This window comes from Variovorax sp. R-27 (assembly GCF_049913215.1).
Taxonomy (GTDB): domain Bacteria; phylum Pseudomonadota; class Gammaproteobacteria; order Burkholderiales; family Burkholderiaceae_C; genus Variovorax.
In genome coordinates this window covers 2,859,970-2,879,508 of the sequence record NZ_CP183984.1, presented here as the reverse complement: position 1 = coordinate 2,879,508, position 19,539 = coordinate 2,859,970, and the positions used below count along the sequence as shown (strand labels likewise).

Genomic DNA, 19,539 nt, shown 5'->3' with positions numbered 1-19,539 from the left:
CGAAAGCCGTATGTGATGTTTCGCGCCAAATTATCGGTCCCCAGCTGGATCGCGCTCAGCGCGGCGGCTCTGCTGGCAGCTGGCTGCTCGTCGACCTCCGTCGACAAGACTGCCAACTGGAGCCCCAACCGCATCTACTCTGAAGCCAAGGAAGAGGCCGGATCGGGCGCCTACGACAAGGCCGTTCCGCTCTACGAGAAGCTCGAAGGCCGCGCCGCCGGCACACCGCTCGCGCAGCAGGCGCAGCTGGAAAAGGCCTACGCCCAGTACAAGTCGGGCGAAAAGGCCAGCGCCATCGCCACCATCGACCGCTTCATGAAGTTGCATCCGGCGAGCACGGCTCTCGACTACGCGCTGTACCTCAAGGGCGTGATCAACTTCAACGACGACCTCGGCATGTTCGCGTTCATGACGCGCCAAGACCTGTCCGAGCGCGACCAGAAGGCCGCCAAGGAATCGTTCGAGTCGTTCAAGGACCTCGTCACGCGCTTCCCCGATTCGCGCTACGCCCCTGACGCGCGCCAGCGCATGAACTACATCGTGAACTCGCTCGCGCAGTACGAAGTTCACGTGGCACGCTACTACTACTCGCGCGGCGCCTACCTGGCAGCCATCAACCGGGCCCAGATCGCACTGGCCGACTACCGCGAAGTGCCGGCGCTCGAGGAAGCCCTGTTCATCATGGTGAAGTCGTACGACGCCCTCGGCATGAAGGACCTGCGCGACGACGCCCAGCGCGTGCTGACCACCAACTATCCGCAGAGCACCTACCTCGCTAACGGTTTCAAGGGCAAGGACGACCCTTGGTGGAAGCTCTGGTAAGCCACCAGAGCACGCGCTCTTCCTGGCCAGAAGCTAGGTCTTGAGCGCGTCCAGCGCGGCCTCGAAATCCGATTCGTTTTCGAGCCGCCGCATCGGCGGCAGCGCCGACAGCAACCGGCGGCCATAGCCCATGGCAACCAGCCGCGTATCGCAGATCGCCAGCACACCGCTGTCGGTTTCCCGCCGAATCAACCGCCCTGCTCCCTGCTTGAGCGCCACGGCCGCCTCGGGCAGCGAATAGTCGGCAAACGAACTGCGCCCCTGTGATTCCAGGCGCTGTGAGCGCGCCTCGACCAGCGGATCGTTCGGCGGCGGGAACGGCAGCTTGTCGATCACCACCAGCTGCAGCGCATCGCCCGGCGCATCGAAGCCCTCCCAGAACGAAGCCGATGCCACCAGCACGCAGCCAGCGCGCCCGGCGCTCGCGCCTTCGCGAAAGCGGTCCATCAGCACGCGCTTGGGCAACTCGCCCTGCACCAGCACTTCGGGCCGCACCTGTGCGTCGAGCAGTTCGAACTGCTGCTTCATCGCATCGCCGATGGTGCGCAGCGCGCGCAGCGTGGTCGTCAGCACCAGCGTGCGACCGCCAAGCTCCGTCGCACCGCGCGCAGCCAATTCCGCGACGCGCTGGCTGTGCGACGGATCGTTGGGCTTGGGAAACGCACGAGGCACATAGAGCGCGGCCTGCGACGCATAGTCGAACGGGCTCTGCACGCGAAGCACTTCCGCGTCCTGCAGTCCGCAGGGCTCAGTGAACCAGCGCAGCGTGGGCTCGTCGCCCAGCGTGGCGGAGGTGAAGACCCAGGCGCGGCCGCTGTCTTCCTGCACCGCCGCTGCCTCGCGCGCCGGCCGCTCACCGTAGCCGTCGAGATCTTCGTCGTCGTCATCGTCGCCAACATCAGCGTCTGCCTCGACGATCTTGAGCACCCGCTTGCGCATGGCATCGGCGATGTCCAGCGGCGATTCGATGAGCCGCAACTGCGTGCCGACATCGACCCAGCGCACCGAATCGACCTCGCACGGCAAGGCAAAGCGCGCCGTGCGTTTCGCGAGTTGGCGGGCCCGCTCGTGCAGCCGCACGAAGTCGGGCGAGATTTCGCTGACGGTGGCAAGTCCCTCTGCCGCCAACTCGAACGCGTGCAGCAGATCATCAAGCGCGCGCTGCCATGCATCGGGATCGATGCCCTCGGGCGACGCGCCCAGCCAGCGCAGCTTGGCGCCCGGCCATTGCTTGCCGACCACCAGCCGCAGTTCGCGCGCAGCCCGTTCGAGCGCGCCGACCAATTGCTGCCAATCGACAAGGCCGCGCGCATGCTGCAAGCCGGCCGCCAGCATGTCGCGCGCGAAGTCGAGCGCCTGGCCGCTGCCGAGCTGCGCGCCAAGAAACTGCACGCCGGTTTCGTTGAGCTGGTGGGCTTCGTCGAACACCACCACGCTCACTGTCGGCAGCAGCTCGGCCATGCCGGTCTCGCGCACTGCGAGGTCGGCAAAGAAAAGATGGTGGTTGATGACCACGATGTCGGCCGCCAGCGCCTCGCGCCGCGCCAGGTTGACATGGCAGGGCTTGAACTGCGGGCATTGCGCGCCCAGGCAGTTCTCTCGCGTGGAGGTGATCAGCGGAATCAGCGGCGAGCGCTCGTCGAGCCCCGGCAGCTCGGCCAGGTCGCCCGTGCGCGTGGCCTTCGACCACTGCTCGATCTTGGCGAGCGTGCGCAGGCTGCCGCGCTCCGGCAATGAAGCGTCATGGCGCGCCTGGTCGAGCCGGTGCAGGCACAGGTAGCTGGCGCGCCCCTTCAGCAGCGCCGTGCGCACCGGCAGGCCGAAAGCTTCGACAAGACGCGGCAGGTCACGGCCGAACAGCTGATCCTGCAGCGTCTTGGTGGCGGTCGACAGCAGCACGCGCTCGCCGCTCAGCAGGGCCGGCACGAGGTACGAAAAGGTCTTGCCCACCCCGGTGCCCGCCTCGACCACCAGCACGCCGCCCTGGTCGATGGTGCGGGCCACGGCCATTGCCATTTCGGTTTGTCCCGAGCGTTCGCGGAACTGGTCGGCGGCACGCGACAGCGCGCCGTCCTGCGCGAAGGCGTCGCGCACCTTGTCTTCGAGCGCACCTGTCACGCCGGCTCTTTCGGATCGAGGTCGTTTTCGAGGCGCGTGATCTGGTCACGCAGCGCGAGGCGGCGCTTTTTCAGGCGCCGCAGCAGCAGCTCGTCTTGCGGCGAGCCCTCGGCCAGCCGGTCGATGGTGGCGTCGAGATCGGCGTGCTCGATACGCAGTTCGATCAGCTGACGGGAAAGGGAGTGAAGATTGGAGTCCAACGGTGGGGAGCGCGCGCGAGGTTTTTGCGGCACACGTTCATTCGATAATACGTCCTGACACGAATCTCCGAGCAGACAGAAACACGCGCTTCAGGCGCATATGCCTCATGACCCAAGGCTTTCGACTCGCCGCGGCCACCGGACTCCACAAGGGAGACCGCCCGTACCAACAAGACCAGGTGCTGCTGATGAGCCATCCGCGCGTGCCTGGCTGCGTGCTGGGCATCGTGGCCGACGGCATGGGCGGCCGCAGCGGCGGGCGCAAGGCCTCCGACCAGGTGCTGATGACGGCACGCCAGCTCTTCACCCGCTACCAGCCCGGCCGCGACGACCCGGAAGCCGTGCTGAAGCAGATCCTCGAAGATTCACACACGGTCATCAAGCTCACCGCCGTCTCCAGCGAACAGGAGCCGCACAGCACGCTGGCGGCCTTCCTCATGACCCCCAAGGGCGACTGCGCTTGGATCCACGCCGGCGACTCGCGCATCTATCACTTCCACGACGGCCAGCTCATCAGGCGCACGCGCGACCATTCGTACGTGCAGGTGCTGATCGACCGCGGCCAGATCACCGAGGCCGAGGCCAACATCCATCCGCAGGGCAACATCCTGCTCGGCTGCCTGGGCATGACGACCACGCCGCCACCCATCGACCCCTACTACATCCCGAAGCTGGCGCCGGGCGACCTGTTGATGGCTTGCAGCGACGGGCTCTGGCACTACTTCAGCCCAGAAGAACTGGCGAGCGTGCTGTATGCACAGCCGCCGCGCGATGCGGTCGAAATCCTGGTGGGTGAAGCGCGCCGCCGGGCCCGGGGCACGGGCGACAACATCTCGATTGCCGTTCTGAAGCTCGATCCGCTGCCAGTCGCCGCCTGAGCGGTGCCCGGTCAGGGCGTGGGCGACGAAGCTGCCGGCGCCGGCAGTGGTGCCCCGCGCGGCTTGCTGCGGTTGGCGTTCTGCCGCTCGCGGCTGGCCCTGTGCTCTTCGGCGCGTTTCTGCTTGTCCTCGAAACGCTTGGCGGCCGTGGGCGCCTCGGCCTGACGTTGGGCGGCCTTGGCCTGCTCGTCGGCATGCGCCTGCTGCTTGGATTGGAACTGGCGCTCGCGCTCGGCCGCCTCGGCCGCTGTAGCCGCGCGGCTGGTCGCGTGGTCGGCAGCGCGCTGCTCGCGCTCCTTCTGGCCCTGGATCGACTGTTCCTGCTTCTCGCGAGAGTCCTGCGGGCGCTGGGTGCCAGCCTTCTGGTCGAGCTTCTGCAGCTCGGCCGCGCCGCTGCGCTGGCGCAGGATGTCGTTGATCGCGGTTTCCTGCCGCTTGATGTTGTCGGTTTCCGTGCGGCGACGGCTGCGGCTCTCGCGCAGGCAGTCTTCCACCGCGAACTTCTTGTAGCAGGCAGCCCGCTCTTCGACGAAGCGCTTCTCGATGGCCTCGCGCTCGGTGGAAAGCCGGCGCTTTTCGCCCTCGAGGTCGGCATTGCCCGCGGCGGCGTTGGACTGCGCCCACAGCGGCAGGCTGGCCAACGTCATGAGCAGGGCAAGAGCGAATTTTTTCATGTGAGTCGGGTGTCGACGATGCGGCGTTCCAGGGCGAGAAACTCGCTCGATTGCATTTCGGTGAGCCGGGAAACCGTGCGCGGAAACTCGTGCGACAGCGGCCCCTCGGTGTACAACGCCTCGGGCGGAACCTCAGCCGACATGATGAGCTTGCAGCGCCGGTCGTACAAGACGTCGACCAGCCAGGTGAAACGACGTGCTTCCGAAGCCATGCGCACCGGCATGTGCGGCACGTCGGACAGCAGCACCGTGTGGAACTGGCTCGCGATTTCGAGATAGTCGTTCTGCGAACGCGGACCACCGCACAGCGTCTTGAAATCGAACCAGACCACGCCGCCGGCCTTGCGCCGCGCACGGATCTCGCGCTGCTCGATGTGCAGCACCGGGTTTTCGTCGGCCGTCTCGGCCAGCTTGTCGAAGGCCTTGCGCATTTCCTTCTCGGCCGCTGCATCGTTGGGCGTGAGGTACATGCGCAGCTGTTCCAGCGTGCGGCGCCGGTAGTCGGTGCCGTTGTCGACGCTCAGCACTTCGAGCTTTTCGTTCAGCAGCGCGATGGCCGGCAGGATGCGGTCGCGGTGCAAGCCACCGGGATACAGATCGTCCGGCTTGAAATTCGAGGTGGTGACGAAACCCACGCCGTTCTCGAACAGCGACACCAGCAGCCGATGAAGAATCATCGCGTCGGTGATGTCCGCCACGTGGAACTCGTCGAAGCAGATCAGCTTGTAGCGCTTGGAAATGCGAAGCCCAAGCTCGTCGAGCGGATTGACTGTGCCCTGCAACTCGCGCAACTCGCGGTGCACTTCGCGCATGAACTCGTGAAAGTGCAGGCGCGTCTTGCGCCGCAATGGCACGGCGTTGAAGAACAGGTCCATCAGGAAGCTCTTGCCTCGCCCGACGCCACCGTACATGTAGACGCCGCGCGGAAGCTCTGGCCGGTTGATGAACTTCTTCAGCGCATTCGAGCGCTGGGCCTTGTACTCGGCCCATTCGTTGGCGCAGCGATCCAGCGCCTCCACGGCGTGCAGTTGCGCTGGATCGCTGTGGAACCCGCGCGCTGCGAGTTCCGCCTCATAGGCCTGTTTGACGCTGGTCAAAAGAAAGATCGCGAGATCAGAAGTTCAGCGTGCGCTTGTCCACGGCGAGTGCCGCTTCCTTCGTTGCTTCCGACAGCGACGGGTGAGCGTGGCAGATGCGCGCGATGTCTTCGGCGCTGGCCTTGAACTCCATCGCCACGACGGCTTCGGAGATCAGCTCGCTGGCCTGCGGGCCCACGATGTGCACGCCCAGGATCTCGTCGGTGGCAGCATCGGCCAGGAACTTGACCATGCCGGTCGTGTCGCCCAGCGCGCGCGCGCGGCCATTCGCGAGGAACGGGAAGGTGCCGGCCTTGTAGGCACGGCCCGCGGCCTTGAGCTGCTGCTCGGTCTGGCCGACCCACGCGATCTCGGGGTTGGTGTAGATCACCCACGGGATCGTGTTGAAGTTGACGTGACCGTGCTGGCCCGCAATGCGCTCCGCCACGGCAACGCCCTCTTCCTCGGCCTTGTGCGCCAGCATCGGGCCGCGCACCACGTCACCGATGGCCCAGACGTTGGGCAGGCTCGTCTTGCACTCGTCGTCCACGGCAATGGCGCCCCGCTCGTCGAGCTTCAGGCCCACGGCTTCGGCGTTCAGGCCGATGGTGTTGGGCACGCGGCCGATCGACACGATCAGCTTGTCGACTTCCAGCGTCTGGGCTTCGCCCTTGGCATTGGTCCACGCAACGCTCACGCCCTTCTTCGACGACTTGATCTCGCCGACCTTCACGCCGAGTTCGATCTTGAGCTTCTGCTTGTCGAAGGCCTTCTTGGCTTCCTTGGCGATCTGCTCGTCCACCGCGCCCAGGAAGGTCGGCAGTGCTTCGAGCACCGTGACTTCCGCGCCGAGGCGACGCCACACCGAACCCATTTCGAGGCCGATGACGCCCGAGCCGATCAGGCCCAGCTTCTTCGGCACCGCGCCGATGCGCAGCGCGCCGTCGTTCGAGAGGATGTTCTCCTCGTCGAACGGCGCACCGGGCAGTGCGCGGGCGTTGGAGCCCGTGGCCACGATGATGTGCTTGCCGCTGATCGACTCTTCGGTGGCGCCCGCCACCTTGATCTCATAGCCGGCTTCGTCGGTCTTCACGAACGAGCCGCGGCCATGGAAGAAGGTGATCTTGTTCTTCTTGAACAGGTACAGGATGCCGTCGTTGTTCTGCTTCACGACCTGGTCCTTGCGGGCCAGCATCTTGTCGAGGTCGAGGCCCAGGCCTTCGACCTTGATGCCGTGGTCGGCAAAGTGGTGGCCGGCCTGGTCGAAATGCTCCGACGATTGCAGCAGCGCCTTCGACGGGATGCAGCCGACGTTGGTGCAGGTGCCGCCCGGTGCGGGGCCGCCCTTGCCGTTCTTCCACTCGTCGATGCAGGCGACGTTGAAGCCGAGTTGCGCGGCGCGAATGGCCGCGATGTAGCCGCCGGGGCCGCCGCCGATGACGACGACGTCGAATTGCTTGTTTGCCATCTGGTTCTTTCTCCTCAGATGTCGAACAGCAGGCGCGACGGGTCTTCCAGCGCTTCCTTCATGGCAACCAGGCCCAGCACGGCTTCGCGGCCGTCGATGATGCGGTGGTCATAGCTCATGGCGAGGTAGTTCATCGGACGGATCACGATCTGGCCGTTTTCAACCACGGCGCGGTCCTTGGTGGCGTGCACGCCGAGGATGGCCGACTGGGGCGGGTTGATGATCGGGGTCGAGAGCATCGAGCCGAAGGTGCCGCCGTTCGAGATGGAGAACGTGCCGCCGGTCATGTCTTCGATGCCCAGCTTGCCGTCTTGCGCCTTCTTGCCGAACTCGGCGATCTTCTTCTCGATGTCCGCAAAGCTCATCTGGTCGGCGTTGCGCAGGATAGGCACCACCAGGCCGCGCGGCGAACCGACGGCAATGCCGATGTCGAAGTAGCCGTGGTACAGGATGTCGTTGCCGTCGACCGAGGCGTTGATCACCGGGTACTTCTTCAGCGCATGCACCGCAGCCTTCACGAAGAAGCTCATGAAGCCGAGCTTCACGCCGTGTTCCTTGGTGAAGTTGTCCTGGAAGCGCTTGCGCAGTTCCATGACGGGCGCCATGTTGACTTCGTTGAACGTGGTGAGGATGGCGTTGGTCGACTGCGATTGCAGCAGGCGCTCGGCGATGCGGGCGCGCAGGCGGCTCATCGGCACGCGCTGTTCCGGACGCTCGCCCAGGTCGGGCGCGCCGGCCGGTGCAGCGACTTGCGGCAGAGCAGGCTTGGCGGCCGGTGCCGCGATGGTGGCGGCAGCCGCGGCAGGCTTGGCGCCCGAGGCAACCGCGCCGAGCACGTCGCCCTTGGTGACGCGGCCGTCCTTGCCGGTGCCGGCAACGTCGCTGGTCTTCAGGTTGTTGTCGGCCAGCAGCTTGGCCGCGGCAGGCATGGCAACGTCGGACTTCGAACCGCCGGCGGCGGCTGCAGCTGCTGCCGGGGCAGGCGCAGCGGCAGCCGGAGCTGCTGCTGCGGGCGCTGCCGCCGGGGCGCCAGCCGAAGCCTTGCCTTCGGTGTCGATCTTGGCGATCAGCTGATCGGCCACCACGGTGGCGCCATCGGGCTGCACGATTTCGGCCAGCACGCCAGCCGAAGGCGCGGGCACTTCGAGCACGACCTTGTCGGTCTCGATCTCGATCAGGATTTCATCGACGGCGACGGCTTCGCCGGCCTTCTTCTTCCACGTGAGCATGGTGGCTTCGGCCACGGATTCGGAAAGCTGGGGGACTTTGACTTCTACGATAGACATTTGGAGTGAGCTCCGTTTTGTTCTTCAGGGTATTCGTGTGAAAGGAAACTGGTTTTACTTGGTCAGCACGAAGCCCTTGAGCTTGCCAAACGCGCCATCGACGAGCGCCTTCTGCTGTTCCTGGTGCAGGTGCGAGTAGCCCACCGCCGGCGATGCCGAAGCGGCACGGCCGGAGTAGCCGAGCTTCTGGCCGTCCTGCATGTTTTCGTGGATGTAGTGCTGCACGAAGAACCAGGCGCCCTGGTTCTGCGGCTCGTCCTGGCACCAGACCACGTCGACGAGGTTGGGGTACTTCTTGATCTCGGCGGCGAAAGCCTTGTGCGGGAACGGATAGAGCTGCTCGACGCGGATGATCGCCACGTCTTCGTCGCCGCGTTCTTCGCGCTTCTTGGCCAGGTCGTAGTACACCTTGCCCGAGCAGGCGATCAGGCGCTTGACCTTCTCGGCCTTCAGGCCCTTGCTGTCGGGAATGACGGTCTGGAAGCTGCCCTTGGTGAACTCCGACAGCGGCGAGGTCGCGTCCTTGTTACGCAGCAGCGACTTCGGCGTCATGATGATCAGCGGCTTGCGCAGGTTGCGCACCATCTGGCGGCGCAGCACGTGGAAGATCTGGCTGGCCGTGGTCGGCTGCACCACCTGCATGTTGGTGTCGGCGCTCAGCTGCATGAAGCGCTCCAGGCGTGCCGAGCTGTGCTCGGGGCCCTGGCCTTCGTAGCCGTGCGGCAGCATCATCGTGATGCCGTTGACGCGGCCCCACTTCACTTCGCCCGAGGCGATGAACTGGTCGATCACCACTTGCGCGCCGTTCACGAAGTCGCCGAACTGGGCTTCCCAGATGACGAGCGTGTTCGGGTCGTTCGAGGCGTAGCCGTATTCGAACGCGAGCACGGCTTCTTCCGACAGGATCGAGTCGATCACGACGAAGGGAGCCTGGTTGTCGGCCACGTTCTGCAGCGGCGTGTAGGTGCCGGTGTCGAACTTCTCGCGGTTCTGGTCGTGCAGCACGGCGTGGCGGTGCGTGAACGTGCCGCGGCCCGAGTCTTCACCCGACAGGCGCACCGGGTAGCCGCTGGCCACCAGCGAGGCGAAGGCCATGTGCTCGCCCATGCCCCAGTCGACGTTGACGTCGCCGCGGCCCATGGCTGCGCGGTCGTCCAGCACCTTCTTCACGAGCGGATGCACCGTGAAGCCTTGCGGCACGGTGGTGATCTTCTCGGCCAGGCGCTTCCATTCGGTGGACGGGATGGCGGTATCGCCGGCGTCGGTCCACTTCTTGTTGAGGTACGGGCTCCAGTCGACGGCGTACTTGCTCTTGAAGTTGGTGAGCACGGGGTCGACGGTGTTCTTGCCTTCGTCGAAGGCGGCGCGCTGCGCCTTGACCATGTCGTCGCCGAGCGTGTCACCCAGGCCTTGAGCGGCCAGCTTGTCGGCGTACAGCTTGCGCGTGCCGGGGTGCTGGGCGATCTTCTTGTACATCAGCGGCTGGGTGAGCGAAGGCGTGTCCTGCTCGTTGTGGCCCAGCTTGCGGAAGCAGATGATGTCGACGACCACGTCCTTCTGGAACTCCATGCGGAAGTCCAGCGCGATCTGGGTGGCGAGCACCACGGCTTCGGGATCGTCGCCGTTCACGTGCAGCACCGGCGCTTCGATCATCTTGACGATGTCCGAGCAGTACAGCGTCGAGCGGCTGTCGCGCGGGTCGCTGGTGGTGAAGCCGATCTGGTTGTTGATGACGATGTGCACCGTGCCGCCAGTGGAGTAGCCACGGGTTTCGGCCAGCGCCAGCGTTTCCATCACGACGCCCTGGCCTGCGAAGGCGGCGTCGCCGTGCACGATCACGGGCAGCACCTGCTTGCCCAGCGGGTCGCCGCGGCGGTCCATGCGGGCGCGCACCGAGCCTTCGACCACGGGGTTCACGATTTCAAGGTGCGAGGGGTTGAACGCGAGGCTCAGGTGCACCGGGCCGCCGGGGGTGGTCACGTCCGAGCTGAAGCCCTGGTGGTACTTGACGTCGCCGCTGGGCAGGTCTTCGGGGGCAGTGTGGTCGAACTCGGCGAACAGGTCGGCCGGCATCTTGCCGAGCGAGTTGACCAGCACGTTCAGGCGGCCGCGGTGGGCCATGCCGATCACGATCTCCTGCACGCCCTTGACGCCGGCCTGGTTGATCAGCTCGTCCATCGCGACGATGAAGCTCTCGCCGCCTTCGAGCGAGAAGCGCTTCTGGCCGACGTACTTGGTGTGCAGGAAGCGCTCGAGGCCTTCTGCCGCGGTCAGGCGGTTGAGCACATGCTTCTTCTGCTCGGCGCTCAGCTTGGGGTTGGTGCGGGCGCTTTCGAGCCGCTGCTGCCACCAGCGCTTGTGATTCTGGTCGGTGGTGTACATGTACTCGGCACCCATCGTGCCGCAGTACGTTTCGCGCAAGGCGTTGAGCAGGTCGCGCAGCGACATGGTCTCCTTGCCGAAGAAGGTGTTGCTGGTGTTGAACACCGTCTCGAGGTCGGCGTCGGTGAAGCCGTAGAACGAGGGCTCGAGTTCCGGAATGGCGGGACGCTCGGCGCGCTTGAGCGGGTCGAGGTCGGCCCAGCGGGCGCCGACGTTGCGGTAGGCGGCAATCAGCTGCTGGACGGAAGTGCGCTTGCGGCCGAGTTCGGAATCGGCGCCGCTGGCCTGCACGACCTTGGTCGTGCCCTGCTTCGCGCGTTCGGCGAAAGCGTTGATGACCGGCAGGTGCGGGACGTCGCGGGTGTTGGTGCCGTCGGCGGCGGGAACGTTCTGCAACGCGTCGAAATACGAACGCCAGTTGTCAGGCACGCTGCCGGGGTTGGAGAGGTAGTTCTCGTACATCTCCTCGACATAGGGCGCATTGCCGCCGAAGAGGTACGTGTTGCCTTGATAGGCGGTATACGCCGATGGCGTCGATGAATCGCTCATGATCCGCTGACCTTCGCTTCCCTGAAGGAAGCACTAGCTGGTTAAGAAACCTTCCGCGACACGGCTGAACCGATTGGCGGATGCGACTGTGGCTGGGGAAGGGCCTGAGTACCTTGGCATTGTGCCACGTCAACCATATGACGGTTCGACGGGGCTTCGCAACCCCTGCCCCTGCTCACTCAGCCCGAAGAAAGTAACTGTTTGATCTGCTGCAGCGTTGCGGGGTCGTCGATGGTGGTCAGGTCGCCGGGATCGCGCTGCTCGCACACGGCCTGGATGGCGCGGCGCAGCAACTTGCCGCTGCGGGTCTTGGGCAGGCCGCTGACGAAGCGCACGCGGGCCGGCCGCGCCAGGGCGCCGAGCTGGTCGGCGACTACTTTCATGATCTCGCCTTCGAGCTTGAGTGCCACGTCGGCGTCAATCACGGCCTTGCCGTCTCTGGGGACCACGAAGGCCATCGCGACCTGCCCCTTCAGGGCATCGGCCACGCCGACCACCGCCACTTCGGCCACGTTGGAATGGCCCGAAATGCTTTCCTCAATCTCGCGCGTGCCAAGGCGATGGCCCGCCACGTTGATCACGTCGTCGGTGCGCCCGAGGATGTAGAAATAGCCATCCTCGTCGCGAATGCCCCAATCGAAGGTCGAATAAACCATCTTGCCGGGCACGCTTTTCCAGTACGTATTGACGAAGCGCGCGTCGTCCTTCCACACGGTCTGCATGAAGCCCGGCGGGGTCGGCCCCTCGACCACGACCACGCCCTTCTCGTTCGCGCCCGTCAGCTCTTCGCCGGTCGACTCGTGCAGGATCTTGATGCGATAGCCATACATCGGCACGCCCGGGCTGCCGAACTTGCAGGCCTTGGCCTCCACCCCGTTGGCGATCGTGATCATCGGCCAGCCCGATTCGGTCTGCCAGTAGTTGTCGATGATCGGCACGCCCAGGCCTTCGCTGATCCAGCGGGCGGTCGGCTCGTCGAGCGGCTCGCCGGCCAGGAACAGCGCGCGCAGAGTCGACAGGTCGTATTTTTTCAGCAGTGCCGGATCCTGCTTCTTCAGCACGCGCACGGCCGTGGGCGCGCTGAACATCACCGTGACCTTGTACTTCTCGACAAGGCGCCACCAGATGCCGCCATCGGCCTGCCGGTCGATGCCCTGCGTAGGCAGGCCTTCGTACATGATGGTCGCCATGCCGGCGATCAGCGGGCCGTAGACGATGTAGCTATGGCCCACCACCCAGCCGATGTCGCTGGTGGAGAAATAGGTTTCCCCGGGCCGGCCATCGAAGATGTGCTTCATGCTCGCGGCCAGCGCAACCGAATAGCCGCCTACGTCGCGCTGCACGCCCTTGGGCTTGCCGGTCGTGCCGCTCGTGTAGATGGTGTAGCTGATGTCGGTCGAGGCGAGCCACGTGCAAGGCACCTTGGCATCGATGTGCTTCTGCCGCAGTTCGGCGGCGAGATGGTCACGACCCGCCGTCAGTTCCATCGGCGCGAGGCCGCGGTCGGTCAGCAGCACCGCCGAAGGCTTGTGCTTCGACAGCCGGATCGCCTCGTCGAGCAGCGGCTTGTATGCGATGACCTTGCCACCGCGCGAGCCGGCATCGGCGCTCACGATCACCTTGGGCTCGGCGTCTTCGATGCGCGTGGCCAGCGAGCCGCTCGCGAAGCCGCCGAACACCACGCAGTGGATCGCGCCGATGCGCGCGCAGGCCAGCATGGCAAAGGCGGCTTCCGGAATCATCGGCATGTAGATGAGCACGCGGTCGCCCTTGCCCACACCCAGCTCGACAAGGCTGGCGGCAGTGCGCTGCACCTCGGCGTGCAGCTCAGTAAAGCTGTAGCTCTTCTCGACGCTGGTTTCGGTGGAAACGAAGATCAGCGCGGGCTGGTCGCCTCGTGCCGCCAGATGACGGTCGATGGCGTTGTGGCAAAGATTGGTCGTGCCGCCCACGAACCAGCGCGCGAACGGCGGCTGGCTGGCGTCGAGGATCTGTTGCGCGGGCGCCTGCCAGTCGATCAGCTTCGCCTGCTCGGCCCAGAAGGCCTCGGGCGCATCGACGGATTGGCGATAGAACTCTTCGTAGCGGCTCATCTTGATTTGTCTCCTGTTATTCATTCCGTTCCGGCGGCAGCGCCAAAACTGAATTCATAATTATGGAGACCGATCTTGCAGCAAGCTGACGGCCGGAACAATCCGGCCGAGCCCTGCCGCGCAGGCTGCAGGGCCTGCGGTGCGATTACCGGACGAGAGAAAGCAATTCAGGAAATGCGGGGTGCTCCGCCGTGCGCAGCCACTCGAAGCCGACCATCTCGGTCGTCACGAGCTCGGCGCCGGCGCCGGCCAGCCGGTCGAAGGCGGCGTCACGGTTGCGCTCGGTGCGCGAACTGCAGGCATCGGTAACGACCCAGACTTCGAATTCGTCTTCCAGCAGGTCGAGCGCGGTCTGCAGCAGGCAGACATGGGCTTCGCAGCCGGCGATCACGATGCTGTTGCGCTCCTCGGCCGCGGCAGCGGGCTTCTGCAGATGCTTGGGCAGGCTGCGTGCGTTGCCCTGCGGCGCCTTGGCCGGCACGCGCAGCCACTCGCCCAGGCCCTCTTCCACGCCACTGAAGTGCATCTTCGACAGGGTGCGCTGGCACAGCGCACGGATGTCGGGCAGGTTTTCACCCAGGCTGGAGGGGTTGTGCTCGGTGCCGAACACCGGCACCTGGAACAGCCGCGCCATCTTGCCGAGCCGCACTGCGTTCTGCGCGACCGCCTCCCCCTCGAAGATCGCCGGCATCAGCCGCGCCTGGTAGTCGACCAGAACGAGTTGGGATTGCGAGGCGTCGAGCAGCATGAACAGTTTCTTTCAGGTATCGGTTGAATTGGGCTGAACCGTACCACCGAAAAGACCGGCTTGGCGCGGGCCGCCATCGACGCGTTGCACGAGTTGCGCCACGTAGGCTTTGAACAGCGCATCGGCCGACTGCCTGAACATGCGGATGCGCCCGGTGTGCTGCATCAGCAGCAGGCCGACGCCGTGCGCGAACAGCGAAGTGTTTTCCTGCAGGGCGTTGTCCGCATCGAGCCCCATCGCCTGCAGCGCTTCTTCGCACGGGCGCAAGGCCTGGTAGAGATGGTCATTCAGTTCGTGATCGAGCTCGCTGGTCAGGCCGCGCGGGCGCATGCCCTGCACCAGATAGAAGCCCAGGTCGAGTTCGCGCGGGTTCGCGGCATAGAAATCGAACCACGCCTGGGCCTTGGCGGCGAGCGTCTGGGCGGGGCTGTCCGGCGCCACGGGGGCATCGGCCACGGCCGCCTGCAAGCGCTGGATCGACTCGCCGAGCAAGGCCGCGTAGATCGCCTCCTTGCTCTCGAAGTACGAATAGATCGCGCCCGGCGTGTAGCCGGCCTTGCGGGCAATTTCGCGAATGCTCGCGCCTTCGATGCCGGCCTCCAGGAAGACCGCGCGAGCGGCGTCGAGCACGAGCGTGCGGCGGGCGTCGGTGAGCGCCTGGCGGCGTTGGAGCTTGGCGTGCATGGGCGGGACTATAGCCCCTGGATTGATCGCCGCTCCATTTTTTTAATCGTTGATTGAAAAATTGAACAGTGTTTAAATTTAGGCCAGAACCAGGAGACAAGCACGATGAACGCCCCGCTCCCCAGCGCCACCCTCATGTCCGGCACCGACTACCGCGAGTCGCTGCGCCGCTACACCCCCAACGTCTTCGTCGACGGCCGCCGCGTCGACAGCGTGGCCGACGAACCGGCCTTCCAGCCCGGCATCAATGCCATCGCCCTCACCTACGACTACGCCCTGAAGAAGGAATACGAGCCGCTGATGACCGCCGTGCAGCACACCAGCGGCAAGCGGGTCAACCGGCTGTCCCACATCAACACGGGCTCCGGTGACCTGCTCAACAAGCTCGAAGCCGTACGGCTGGTGTGCCAGGAAACGGGCTGCGCCCAGCGCTACCTGACGCACGATGCGCTCAATGCCATCGCCCAGGTGTCGGCCCGCATCGACGACGCCCGCGGCAGCACCGAGCACACCGCCCGCTTCCACGACTACCTGCATCGCGTGCAGGACCAGGATCTGACGCTGGGCGTTGCCATGACCGACGCCAAGGGCGACCGCAGCCGCCGGCCGCACGAGCAGGCCAACGTCGACAGCTACCTGCACGTGGTGGAGCGCAACGCGCGCGGCATCGTCATCTCGGGCACCAAGGCCATCGTGACTGGCGCGCCCTATGTGCACGAACTGTTGGTCATGCCCTGCCGCAACATGGGCAAGGAGGATGCCGATTTCGCCGTGTGCTGCGCTGTGCCGCTGGACGCGCCCGGCCTCACCATCGTCGCCCGGCCAGCCGGCCGGCCCGGTGAAAAGCTCGAGCACGGCGATGCGCTTTTCAGCCGCAAGTACGGCCAAAGCACCGGCGTGTGCATGTTCGACAGGGTCTTCGTGCCGTGGGAGCGCGTGTTCTACGCCGGCGAATGGGAGCACTCCGGCCACCTGACCTACAGCTACGCCACGCACCACCGCCACAGTTGCATCGGCGCGCGCGCCGGCTTCGGCGACCTGCTGATCGGCGCTGGCGCACTGATGTGCGAGGCCAACGGCTTCGACCCGGGCAAGGAAAGCCACCTGCGCGAGCAGATGGTCGAGCTCATCACCATCACCGAGAGTTTCTTCGCCTGCGGCGTGGCGGCCAGCGTCTACGGCAAGGCCGACGAGCACTGCGACGTCTTCATGCCCGACCCGGTATTCAGCAACATCGGCAAGCTGCTGCTGGCCACGAAGATCTACGACATGCACCGCATCGCGCACTACGTGAGCGGCGGCCTGATCGTCACCCTCCCCGGCCCCGACGAAGACCACAACCCCGAGACCGCCGCCCGCCTGTCAGACGTGCTGCGGGCCAACCCGGCCATTCCCTACGAACAGCGTATCGAAACGGCCCGCTTCATCGAAGACCTGACGGCCGGCTATCAGGGCGGCTGGTACAGCGTGATCAGCCTGCACGGCGGCGGTTCGCCCGCAGCGATGAAGCAGGAAATCTGGCGCAACTACCCCGTCGGCTCCAAGGTCGAGTTGGTCGAACGCATCCTCGAACGCGGCATCGCGGCCGACGGCTCGCCCGCCGCCGCGCCGCACGACCCGGGCCGTGCCATCACCCGCAACCGCCAGCCCGGCAAATGCTGCGACACCGGCTGCACCACGCCCGGGCAAGCAGTGATGGTCGATCTGCCGGCATCGCGGCGCGCCTAGACTCAGGCGGATGAAGATCTTCTCGAAGCGGCTGTGCCTCGCAGCGCTGGGCGTGGGTGCCGCGCTGCTCGTCGTGGCCTGCGGCGGCGTGCGCAAGGCCACGGTGCCGATGGCGACCTCGCTCGAAAAAAGCAGCTGTGCGCGCAGCGATGTCGACACGCTGCTGGTGATGCTTCCCGGTGCGTACTCGGCGCCCGACGAGTTCGAGCGCGAAGGCTTCGTCCGCGCCGTCCGCGACAACCGCATCGCGGCGGACGTGATGCTGGTCGACGCGCATCTCGGCTACTACAACAACAAGACCATCCTCGATCGCTTGAGCGCCGACGTGATGGCGCCGGCGCGCAACCAGGGCTACAAGCACATCTGGTTCGTCGGAATTTCCCTCGGCGGCTTCGGCGGAATGCTCTATGCGCAGACGCACCCGGGCGAGCTTGCGGGGCTGGTGACGCTCGCGCCCTACCTCGGCGAGCGCACGCTTGGCACCGATATCGCCAATGCCGGCGGCCTTGCCAAGTGGAACGGACCGCTTGTCGATCCGGCCGAGCGCCCTCCACGAACGCCCAACGAAACACAGCTCTGGCAATGGCTGCGCGGCTATACGGGATTCACGAACACGGCGGGCGCCCGGCCGCCGCTCTATCTCGGCTATGGCGTCGACGACCGCTTTGCCTTCAGCAACCGCTTGCTTGCGGAAGTGCTGCCGGCCGAACGCGCATTCACGACCGCGGGCGGCCACGACTGGCCCGAATGGACTCGCCTCTGGCTCCGCATGCTGCCGACCTTGCCGCTGCCGGGCTGCCCCGGCTGAACGCGCCGCGCTTCAATTCGGCCGCAGGCGCAGCAGCTTGCCATCCGCCTCGTCGGTCAGCACGTAGAGCAATCCGTCGGGCCCCTGCTTCACGTCGCGAATGCGGGCACGGCCCTCGGCCAGCAGCTTGTGCTCGGCCACTACCTTGCCGCCCTTCAATTCGATGCGGTCGAGGTAGCCGAACTTGAGCGAACCCACGAACAGATTGCCCTTCCAGCCCGCGCCATAGCGGTCACTGGTCAGAAACGCCATGCCGGACGGTGCGATCGACGGCACCCAGTAGTGCAGCGGCTGCTCCATGCCGTCTTTGGCGGTGATGCCGTCGCCGATCTTGCCGCCGCCGTAGTTCTCGCCGTAGGTGATCACGGGCCAGCCGTAGTTGCGGCCGGCCTGCGGGATATTGATTTCGTCGCCGCCTTGCGGGCCGTGCTCGGTCATCCAGAGGCGGCCGTCGGGCGCGAGCGTGGCGCCCTGCCCATTGCGGTGGCCGTAGCTCCAGATCTCTGGCAATGCACCCGCCTTGCCGACGAAGGGGTTGTCCTTGGGCGCCGAACCGTCCTTGCCGATGCGCACGATCTTGCCAAGGTGGTTGTCGAGCTTCTGCGCATCTTCCTTGCGGCTGAAACGGTCGCCGAGCGTGAGGAACAGAGTGCCGTCGCGCGCCTCGACGATGCGGCAGCCGAAGTGATTGCGGCTCGCCACCTTGGGCTGCTGGCTGAAGATGATCTTCAGGTCTTCGAGCTTCGTGCCGTCGGCCGACAGATTGGCGCGGGCCAGCGCCGTGCTGTTAGTTGAGCCGCCCGCGTCGGGTTCGGAGAAGCAGAAGTACAGCGTGCGGTTTTTCTCGAAGCCCGAGTCGGCCAGCACGTCGAGCAAACCGCCCTGGCCGCCCGCCGCGATAGGAGGCAAACCTGCGATGGGTGCGCCGATTTTCCCGTCGGCACCGATCAGTCGCAGACGGCCCGGCCGCTCCGTCACCACGAATCGACCGCCCGACAGAAAGGCGACGCCCCAAGGGTTTTCCAGGCCCGTAGCCACCGTTTCGGGGCGCATCTGCGCCATCGCATTGACACAAAAACCCAGCGCGGCAACCGCCGCAAAGCGGCAGACAAGAGAAAAGGACGGCTGAATCTGCAAGTTCATGACTTTTCCGGGTAGTTGCGGCGATCTTGGCGAGAAATAGCGACCGAATCCAGCCTGACCGCCTGTTCACCCGAAGTCCGAGGGCCCATTCGCGGTCAACCACTTATGGGCAATAAACGTTCACCGTTACATTTTTTCTTCGGCCGGATCAAAATTTTTCATGTAAATCAATGACTTACAGATGCATTCGCTAATTCTGATTAAATTGACATAACCGCGCGTCATCAATATCCTACGCGCCATGCGTTTTTTCGTCCTACCCGCGTCCCTCCTATTTGCCGTCGCTGTCCATGCGGCCCCCCAACAGGAAAAAACCGATGACGAGTTGGCACGAATGCTCGCCGACAAAGGCATCATCGGGCAGCTCAAGCAGGTTCGCCAAACCGTCACGGAGCGCACCTCCGACCTGGTGGTGACCGCCATCGGTTTCTTGGGCGTCCCCTATCGCCGCGGCGGCAACACCGCCGAATCGGGTTTCGATTGCAGCGGCTTCGTCCGTGCCATGTACAACCAGACGGTCGGCCACATGCTCCCGCGCCGCGCCGAAGAGCAAGCCGCCGCCACCGAGAAGATCGATGCCAGCCAGCTCAAGCCCGGCGACCTCGTGTTCTTCAACACCATGCGCCGCGCCTTCAGCCATGTCGGCATCTATGTCGGTGAAGGCAAGTTCATCCACTCGCCCCGCTCCGGCGCCCAGGTTCGCGTGGAAGACATGAACGGCAGCTACTGGCAACGCCGCTTCGACGGCGCCCGCCGCGTGCTCGGCGGCCCGACGGATGAAGTGAAGGCTGCGGCCGTCGCCAATACCGGCAACTGAGCCTCCCCCCCCCCGAATTCAGAACGAAAAAAATCCCGCCTCGGCGGGATTTTTCATGGGCGCTC

General features: G+C 65.4%; 16 protein-coding genes. 5 read left to right on the top strand and 11 right to left on the bottom strand.

What is annotated here, in order from left to right:
- The first annotated feature begins 15 nt into the window (after positions 1–15).
- Positions 16–822 (top strand): outer membrane protein assembly factor BamD, encoded by an 807-nt coding sequence (locus tag ACN9MV_RS13270; RefSeq protein WP_093052233.1) that lies wholly within the window; start codon positions 16–18, stop codon positions 820–822.
- A 33-nt stretch (positions 823–855) separates the two neighbouring features.
- On the opposite strand, the gene ACN9MV_RS13265 is transcribed toward ACN9MV_RS13270, so the two are convergent.
- Together ACN9MV_RS13265 and ACN9MV_RS13260 are read right to left on the bottom strand one after the other, a co-directional pair.
- On the bottom strand, positions 856–2,940 hold the full coding sequence (locus tag ACN9MV_RS13265; protein ID WP_426392625.1) for an ATP-dependent DNA helicase: 2,085 nt from the start codon (positions 2,938–2,940) through the stop codon (positions 856–858).
- Positions 2,937–3,140: a YdcH family protein gene (locus tag ACN9MV_RS13260; RefSeq protein ID WP_093052238.1), complete on the bottom strand. Its 204-nt coding sequence runs from the start codon at positions 3,138–3,140 to the stop codon at positions 2,937–2,939. The genes ACN9MV_RS13265 and ACN9MV_RS13260 overlap by 4 nt, the downstream gene beginning before the upstream one ends.
- A 107-nt stretch (positions 3,141–3,247) precedes the next feature.
- Between ACN9MV_RS13260 and ACN9MV_RS13255 the strand changes: the two genes are divergently transcribed.
- Positions 3,248–4,018, top strand: coding sequence for a PP2C family protein-serine/threonine phosphatase (locus tag ACN9MV_RS13255; RefSeq protein WP_093052241.1), 771 nt, complete (start codon positions 3,248–3,250; stop codon positions 4,016–4,018).
- A gap of 11 nt (positions 4,019–4,029) precedes the next feature.
- Here ACN9MV_RS13255 and ACN9MV_RS13250 read toward each other — a convergent pair whose 3' ends face one another.
- The 8 genes from ACN9MV_RS13250 to ACN9MV_RS13215 form a co-directional block, all read right to left on the bottom strand.
- Positions 4,030–4,692 carry a hypothetical protein gene (locus ACN9MV_RS13250; protein WP_093052244.1) on the bottom strand — a complete coding sequence of 221 codons (663 nt, stop codon included), beginning with the start codon at positions 4,690–4,692 and terminating at the stop codon, positions 4,030–4,032.
- Positions 4,689–5,789, bottom strand: a complete 1,101-nt coding sequence (gene zapE / locus ACN9MV_RS13245; protein WP_097199423.1) for a cell division protein ZapE — start codon at positions 5,787–5,789, stop codon at positions 4,689–4,691. The genes ACN9MV_RS13250 and zapE overlap by 4 nt, the downstream gene beginning before the upstream one ends.
- Positions 5,790–5,805: 16 nt before the next feature.
- The gene (lpdA, locus tag ACN9MV_RS13240; RefSeq protein WP_426392623.1) at positions 5,806–7,236 is read right to left on the bottom strand and encodes a dihydrolipoyl dehydrogenase; all 1,431 of its coding nucleotides are present in this window, start codon (positions 7,234–7,236) and stop codon (positions 5,806–5,808) included.
- A gap of 14 nt (positions 7,237–7,250) precedes the next feature.
- A complete protein-coding gene (gene odhB, locus ACN9MV_RS13235) occupies positions 7,251–8,522 on the bottom strand; it encodes a 2-oxoglutarate dehydrogenase complex dihydrolipoyllysine-residue succinyltransferase (protein ID WP_426392622.1) in 1,272 nt (423 codons plus the stop codon).
- Positions 8,523–8,576: 54 nt separating this feature from the next.
- Positions 8,577–11,453, bottom strand: a complete 2,877-nt coding sequence (locus ACN9MV_RS13230; RefSeq protein WP_093052255.1) for a 2-oxoglutarate dehydrogenase E1 component — start codon at positions 11,451–11,453, stop codon at positions 8,577–8,579.
- Between the two features lie 179 nt (positions 11,454–11,632).
- Positions 11,633–13,546, bottom strand: coding sequence for a propionate--CoA ligase (locus tag ACN9MV_RS13225; protein WP_426392620.1), 1,914 nt, complete (start codon positions 13,544–13,546; stop codon positions 11,633–11,635).
- A 145-nt stretch (positions 13,547–13,691) separates the two neighbouring features.
- Positions 13,692–14,294: an isochorismatase family protein gene (locus ACN9MV_RS13220; RefSeq protein WP_093052261.1), complete on the bottom strand. Its 603-nt coding sequence runs from the start codon at positions 14,292–14,294 to the stop codon at positions 13,692–13,694.
- 12 nt (positions 14,295–14,306) lie between these two features.
- Positions 14,307–14,978, bottom strand: a complete 672-nt coding sequence (locus tag ACN9MV_RS13215; RefSeq protein WP_093176638.1) for a TetR/AcrR family transcriptional regulator — start codon at positions 14,976–14,978, stop codon at positions 14,307–14,309.
- 105 nt (positions 14,979–15,083) lie between these two features.
- Between ACN9MV_RS13215 and ACN9MV_RS13210 the strand changes: the two genes are divergently transcribed.
- Together ACN9MV_RS13210 and ACN9MV_RS13205 are read left to right on the top strand one after the other, a co-directional pair.
- Entirely contained in the window at positions 15,084–16,706 is a 1,623-nt protein-coding gene (locus ACN9MV_RS13210; RefSeq protein ID WP_426392617.1) for a 4-hydroxyphenylacetate 3-hydroxylase family protein, read from the top strand.
- 10 nt (positions 16,707–16,716) lie between these two features.
- Positions 16,717–17,514, top strand: coding sequence for an alpha/beta fold hydrolase (locus tag ACN9MV_RS13205; RefSeq protein ID WP_097199426.1), 798 nt, complete (start codon positions 16,717–16,719; stop codon positions 17,512–17,514).
- Positions 17,515–17,526: 12 nt separating this feature from the next.
- Here ACN9MV_RS13205 and ACN9MV_RS13200 read toward each other — a convergent pair whose 3' ends face one another.
- On the bottom strand, positions 17,527–18,657 hold the full coding sequence (locus ACN9MV_RS13200; RefSeq protein WP_097199427.1) for a PQQ-dependent sugar dehydrogenase: 1,131 nt from the start codon (positions 18,655–18,657) through the stop codon (positions 17,527–17,529).
- Positions 18,658–18,898: 241 nt separating this feature from the next.
- On the opposite strand from ACN9MV_RS13200, the gene ACN9MV_RS13195 reads away from it, so the two are divergent.
- Positions 18,899–19,474, top strand: coding sequence for a C40 family peptidase (locus ACN9MV_RS13195; protein ID WP_093052277.1), 576 nt, complete (start codon positions 18,899–18,901; stop codon positions 19,472–19,474).
- Positions 19,475–19,539: the final 65 nt, after the last annotated feature.